The sequence below is a fragment of the Streptomyces sp. NPDC110618 genome (genome assembly GCF_055657065.1).
On sequence record NZ_JBVKBN010000040.1, the window covers coordinates 24590 to 30589 of the forward strand.

Below are 6000 nucleotides of genomic sequence, written 5' to 3' on the forward strand. Positions count from 1 at the left end.
GGTCGACCTCTGTACGGCCGGCAGGACACCAGCCCGGTCCACTCCCCGGACCTAAGTGAATCGCCGGCCCGCAGGATCCTGACGGCGTCGCGACACTCCCTTCCCGACGCGGGGGGTTCCTTGATCTGGACACACGGCGAGGCCGTCCTGCGCGCCCTGGCGGCCCACGTCCGGCGGCGGCGCGGGTGTCTCGGAGCTGAGGAGCTGGGGAGCCGAGGAGCATCGCGGTGACGACACATGCCGACAGGTGCGTCGACAACATCCGATAGGATGCCGACGCCTACGTCGTCAAGTTGAGGCAAAGTGGCGACGTGGTACGCCCTGTCGTGCCCACATTTCCTTCCCCGCTCGGAGAGCCCCGTGTTCCTCGCCCTGCGCGATCTACGCTTCGCCCGCGGTCGCTTCGCCCTGATGGGCGCGGTGGTCGCGCTCATCGCCGTACTCGGTGTCCTCCTGTCCGGGCTCGCCTCCGGGCTGGCGGACGCCGGCATATCCGGGCTGCGCGCGCTGCCCGTGACACACATGGCCTTCGACGAGAAGGCGACCAGCGAGCAGTTCTCCCGCTCGACCGTGGAAGAGGAGGACTGGCAGGCGTGGTCCAAGGCACCGGGAGTGGAGCGCGCGGAGCCGTTCGGCAACACCCTCGCCAACGCCCAGGTGACCAAGGGCGCCAAGAAGGGCGAGCAGGTCAATCTCGCCGTCTTCGGGATGGCACCGGACTCCCCCCTCGCCCCCAGTCCCAGCAAGGGCGAGGGCCTGAAGGAGGGCAGTACGGGCATTGTGATCACCGAGGAGATCGCCGACCTGGGCGTGGAGATCGGCGATGTGCTGACCGCGGACAAGAGCGAGGTGCGGCTGAAGGTTGTCGGGCTGGTCGACGAGACCATCTCCTACGGCCACATCGGCGTCGTCTACGCGGGCCTCGACACCTGGCGGCATCTGCACTACGGCCTGCCCGGCGATCTGCCCGGGGCCGCGAGCCGACAGGCCACCGCCGTCGCCCTGACCCTGACGCCGGGCGCCGACGTCGCCGCGGTGGAGGAGGCGACCGGGACCCGCGCCGAGACCAGGGAGGCCACGTACGACGCGTCCCCCGGCTACGAGGCCGAGTCGAGCACCATGGCCCTGATCAAGGGCTTCCTGTACGTCATCTCCGCCCTGGTCATCGGCGCGTTCTTCACCGTCTGGACCGTCCAGCGCAAGCCCGAGATCGCCCTGCTGAAGGCACTGGGCGCCCCGACCCGGTACATCCTGCGCGATGCGCTCGCCCAGGTTGTCGCCGTGCTCGTCGCGGCCACGGCCCTCGGCACCGCCATCGGCCTGGCCCTGGGCAGTGCGATGATCGGCAAGGCCCCCTTCTCCCTCTCGGCCCCGGCCATCGCCACCTCCTCCGGTCTCCTCATCGTCTTCGGGACCGTGGGCGCCGTCGTCGCCGTCCGCCGCATCACCGCCGTCGACCCCCTGACCGCTCTGGGAGCCACCCGATGACCACATCCGCCACCGACCAGCAGGCCGCCGCGGAGACCGACCGCTCAGGCGGGCTGCGCCTGGACGACGTCAGCCTCACCCTCGGTGACGGCGACACCGCCGTCACCGCCCTCGACCACGTCGCCCTGACCGTCGCCCCCGGCGAGTTCGTCGCCGTCGTCGGCCCCTCCGGGTCCGGCAAGTCCAGCCTCCTCGCCGTCGTCGGCGGCCTCCAGCGGCCCACCTCGGGCACCGTGCACATCGCCGGCACCGAGCTGACGGCACTGTCCGACAAGGAACGCACCGCCGCCCGCCTGCGCCACATCGGTTTCGTCTTCCAGCAGTCGAACTTGCTGGCCTCCCTCACCGTCAGGGAACAGCTCCTGCTGCCCCTGCACATCGCGGGACGCCTCGACTCCGCCGCCCGGGCCCGCGCGGACGAACTCATCGAGGCCGTCGGGCTGACCCACCGCACCGGCGCCCGTCCGCACCAACTGTCGGGCGGCGAGCGGCAGCGCGCCGGCCTGGCCCGCGCGCTGATGACCTCCCCCGCGGTCCTGCTGGTGGACGAACCCACCTCGGCACTGGACCGGGAACGGTCCGCCGAGGCAGTGCGGCTGATCGCCGAACAGACCCACGAGCGCAAAACGGCCACGGTCATGGTCACCCACGACACGGCGATAATGGACGCTGCCGACCGGGTGTACGAGATGGTCGACGGCCGTCTGTCCTGACGGGGCCGCCGACCGGCACCGCACGCCCGGCCCTGTCCACTCTCCAGGAGCCCACGCCGCATGCCGAAGATCAACGCCTCCACCGTCGCCGAGCACCGTGCCCAGCAACGTGAGGCGCTGATCGGGGCGGCGATCGACATCCTGGTCAACGAGGGCGCCGCCGCCGTCACACCGGCGGCGGTCGGCGCCCGCGCGGGCCTGGCCCGCTCCAGCGTCTACCAGTACTTCGACTCCTCGGCGGCCCTCCTGGCCACCATCACCGAGGAAGCCTTCCGGCGCTCCAACGAGGCCCTCACCCGCGCCATGGCCACGGCGGACGGCCCGCTGGAACGCGTCGAGGCGTTCTTCGCGGAAAGCCTCCGCCTGGGCGCCGAAGGCGCACACCGGCCCGCCGTCGCCCTCATGAACGCGGGCCTTCCTCCGGCCTGCCAGCAAAGGCTGATGGAACTCCACCTGGATCAGGTCGAACCGTTCCGCGCCGCCGTCCGGGAACTCGGCGCCCCTGAGCCCGCGCTCACGGCCGACCTGATCGCCGGAATGCTGCACACCGCCCTGACCGCCGTCGAGAACGGGACCCCTCTCGACACGGTCACCCAGCGCACCCTCGCGCTGGTGCGCCGCTGCCTCACCCGGTAACCAGTGGGCCCTGAGGCCCTCGCCCCGTCCAGCCCTCGCCCGGTCCAACTCTGAGAACCGCGCGCCGCGCAACTTCTCGGAAGCGGCCTGTTCGATCGAACAGGGCCATTGGTCCCAGTTCCCGGGTCCTGACAGGGACCGGTTGACCCTACCGGGACCAGGGGGCCCTGCGGTGATCATGTGGTGGCGGCCGGGAGGGCCAGGCCATTCCCGTTCGCTGTTGGCACTTCCCGGCTCGTGAAGGACATGAGCACTTGGGGAGGACGACGTCCGGTGGACGAGGCACAGATAGAGCAGGTGGGGATCGCGCGGCCGAGCGCGGTGAGCCCTGCGGGCGGGGACCCCGGCGAACGGGGGCGCGAACCGGCCCACCGGGCGTCCTGGGTGGACTGGCTGACGACGACCGATCACAAGAAGATCGGGACGATGTACCTGGTCTCCGCGTTCGTCTTCTTCATCGTCGGCGGCGTGATGGCGCTGATGATGCGCGCCGAACTCGCCCGCCCCGGCATGCAGATCATGTCGAACGAGCAGTTCAACCAGGCCTTCACCATGCACGGCTCGGTCATGCTGCTGCTGTTCGCGATGCCGCTGTTCACCGGCTTCGCCAACTGGATCATGCCGCTCCAGATCGGCGCCCCGGACGTGGCGTTCCCGCGGCTGAACATGCTGGCCTTCTGGCTGTTCCTGTTCGGCTCGCTCATCGCGGCGGGCGGCTTCCTCACCCCGGGCGGCGCCGCCGACTTCGGCTGGTTCCTGTACGCCCCGCTGTCGAATGAGGTCTACTCGCCCGGTATCGGCGCCGACCTGTGGATCATGGGCGTGGCCCTGTCCGGCTTCGGCTCGATCGCGGGCGCGGTCAACTTCATCACCACGATCATCTGCATGCGCGCCCCCGGTCTGACCATGTTCCGCATGCCGATCTTCACCTGGAACGTCCTGCTGACCGGCGTTCTGATCCTCATGGTGTTCCCGGTGCTCGCCGCCGCGCTGTTCGCCCTCGAATGCGACCGCCGGTTCGGCAGCCACATATTCGATGCCGCCAACGGCGGGGCACTGCTGTGGCAGCACTTGTTCTGGTTCTTCGGACACCCCGAGGTGTACATCCTGGCCCTGCCGTTCTTCGGCATCGTCTCCGAGGTCATCCCGGTCTTCAGCCGCAAGCCGATGTTCGGCTACATGGGCCTGATCGGCGCCACGATCGCCATCGCCGGCCTGTCGGTGACGGTGTGGGCGCACCACATGTACGTCACGGGCGGCGTCCTGCTGCCGTTCTTCTCCTTCATGACCTTCCTGATCGCGGTGCCGACAGGTGTGAAGTTCTTCAACTGGATCGGCACCATGTGGAAGGGCTCACTGAGCTTCGAGACACCGATGCTGTGGGCCACCGGCTTCCTGGTCACCTTCACCTTCGGTGGCCTGACCGGAGTCATCCTGGCCTCGCCGCCGCTGGACTTCCACGTGTCCGACACCTACTTCGTCGTGGCGCACTTCCACTACACGCTCTTCGGCACGGTGGTGTACGCGATGTTCGCCGGATTCCACTTCTGGTGGCCGAAGTTCACCGGCAGGATGCTCGACGAACGCCTGGGCAAGATCACTTTCTGGACGCTCACGGTCGGCTTCCACGGCACCTTCCTCGTCCAGCACTGGCTCGGCGCCGAGGGCATGCCGCGCCGCTACGCCGACTACCTCGCGGCCGACGGCTTCACCGCCCTCAACACCCTGTCCTCGATCGGCTCGTTCATCCTCGGCCTGTCGCTGCTGCCGTTCTTCTACAACGTCTGGAAGACCGCCAAGTACGGCAAGAAGATCGAGGTCGACGACCCGTGGGGCTACGGCCGCTCCCTGGAGTGGGCCACCTCCTGCCCGCCCCCGCGGCACAACTTCACCACCCTGCCGCGTATCCGCTCCGAGTCCCCGGCGTTCGACCTGCACCACCCCGAGATCGCCGAGCTCGAAACGGCGAGCTGACCATGGCCCACGCCATATGGGCACTAGGTGTCGCGACCGTGACCGCCGCGGGCTGCGTCTGGTACGTCCCCGCCCTCGCCGACCTGCGCGCGGGGGCGGACCGGCCGGTGTCCCGCCGCACCGCGGCGGCGGCCTGCCTCAGCGGCTGGAGCACGGCCGGGGTCATCGCCGTACTGCTGATGCTGGCCGAGGCGTGGTGGATCCCCGCCGCCGCGGCCGGCGCGGGCACCGCCGTCACGGTCGCACTGCGGGTGTGCGCGGCGGTGCAGCACCGGCGGGAGACGCACGAGGCCGCCCGCCAGTGGTCGCAGCTGAGTCAGGGCCAGCCCCTGCCCGGTCACGACGGCTCCCGGCGCGTGGTCGCCGTCCTCGTGGGCACGGGCCTCACCACGGGGGCGGTCACCGCGATCCTCAGGGTGGCCGCGGGGCCGGAGGACGGCTCGGCCTGGCTGGCGGCGGTCGTCCTGCCGGCCGGTGTGGTCGCGGTCTTCCTCACCCTCGCGATCACCTACGTGCGCACGACCCGGCGCACACCGCCCCGAACCTGAGGACCGGGGTTCACGCTTCCCAGTCCCAGGAACCGATGTAGGCGGCCCGGCCGGTGCGCCGGGCCTCCATCGCCGCCTCCAGGCGGACGAAGTCCCGCTCGGGCATGAGCGGCCGCCACTGTGCGAGCGGCAGGGCCAGCACCTCGGAGTGCTCGCTCGGATCGAGCCGGACGCCCCTGATCTGCCGCTCCGTGAGACGCCCCCCGTCGAACACGAAACCGGCCGTGGCGTACGGCCATTGCGACCCGGGTAGCCCGAACACCGCCGCCAGCAGCCGCGGCGGTCCCGGTACGACGATCCCGGTCTCCTCCTTGCACTCGCGCACCGCCGTCTCCCACGGCCGCTCTCCCGCCTCGGCGGTCCCGCCGGGCCACTGCCAGGGGTGTACCTCCACCGAGTACACGGAGCGCAACTGCACCGGACGGTCACGCTCGTCGGTGAAGAAGACGGCACCGAACATCGTCGCCTTCGGCAGCGTCTCGGCGTACACCTCGGGGGGAAGCCAGGTGGGGTTCTGGGTCATGCAGTGCTCCGTGCGGTCGGGTTGGTGAGCTGACCCCGGATTCGTGGAGTCCCTGAAGCCAGGCTTATGATCCTGGCCCGAAGGAGAACCACGAGCAGTGCCAGCACCACGTAAGTAC

Annotated in this window: 6 protein-coding genes; 5 read left to right on the forward strand and 1 reads right to left on the reverse strand. The window is 70.0% G+C overall.

Translation table 11 applies throughout. From position 1 onward, the window contains the following. Positions 1 to 360: 360 nt before the first annotated feature. The 5 genes from ACZ7L7_RS36605 to ACZ7L7_RS36625 all read left to right on the forward strand — a co-directional run bounded on the left by ACZ7L7_RS36605 (position 361) and on the right by ACZ7L7_RS36625 (position 5359). Complete coding sequence (locus ACZ7L7_RS36605) at positions 361 to 1488, forward strand: ABC transporter permease (RefSeq protein ID WP_453598604.1); 1128 nt, start codon at positions 361 to 363, stop codon at positions 1486 to 1488. Then, a complete protein-coding gene (locus ACZ7L7_RS36610; protein ID WP_453598601.1) occupies positions 1485 to 2201 on the forward strand; it encodes an ABC transporter ATP-binding protein in 717 nt (238 codons plus the stop codon). The genes ACZ7L7_RS36605 and ACZ7L7_RS36610 overlap by 4 nt, the downstream gene beginning before the upstream one ends. A gap of 60 nt (positions 2202 to 2261) precedes the next feature. Continuing rightward, positions 2262 to 2837: a TetR/AcrR family transcriptional regulator gene (locus tag ACZ7L7_RS36615; protein ID WP_285514537.1), complete on the forward strand. Its 576-nt coding sequence runs from the start codon at positions 2262 to 2264 to the stop codon at positions 2835 to 2837. A gap of 273 nt (positions 2838 to 3110) precedes the next feature. Beyond that, a complete protein-coding gene (gene ctaD, locus ACZ7L7_RS36620; protein ID WP_472077982.1) occupies positions 3111 to 4811 on the forward strand; it encodes an aa3-type cytochrome oxidase subunit I in 1701 nt (566 codons plus the stop codon). Between the two features lie 38 nt (positions 4812 to 4849). Continuing rightward, positions 4850 to 5359, forward strand: coding sequence for a hypothetical protein (locus ACZ7L7_RS36625; RefSeq protein ID WP_285514538.1), 510 nt, complete (start codon positions 4850 to 4852; stop codon positions 5357 to 5359). Positions 5360 to 5369: 10 nt separating this feature from the next. Here ACZ7L7_RS36625 and ACZ7L7_RS36630 read toward each other — a convergent pair whose 3' ends face one another. Continuing rightward, positions 5370 to 5882 (reverse strand): NUDIX domain-containing protein, encoded by a 513-nt coding sequence (locus ACZ7L7_RS36630; RefSeq protein ID WP_285514539.1) that lies wholly within the window; start codon positions 5880 to 5882, stop codon positions 5370 to 5372. Positions 5883 to 6000 lie beyond the last annotated feature (118 nt).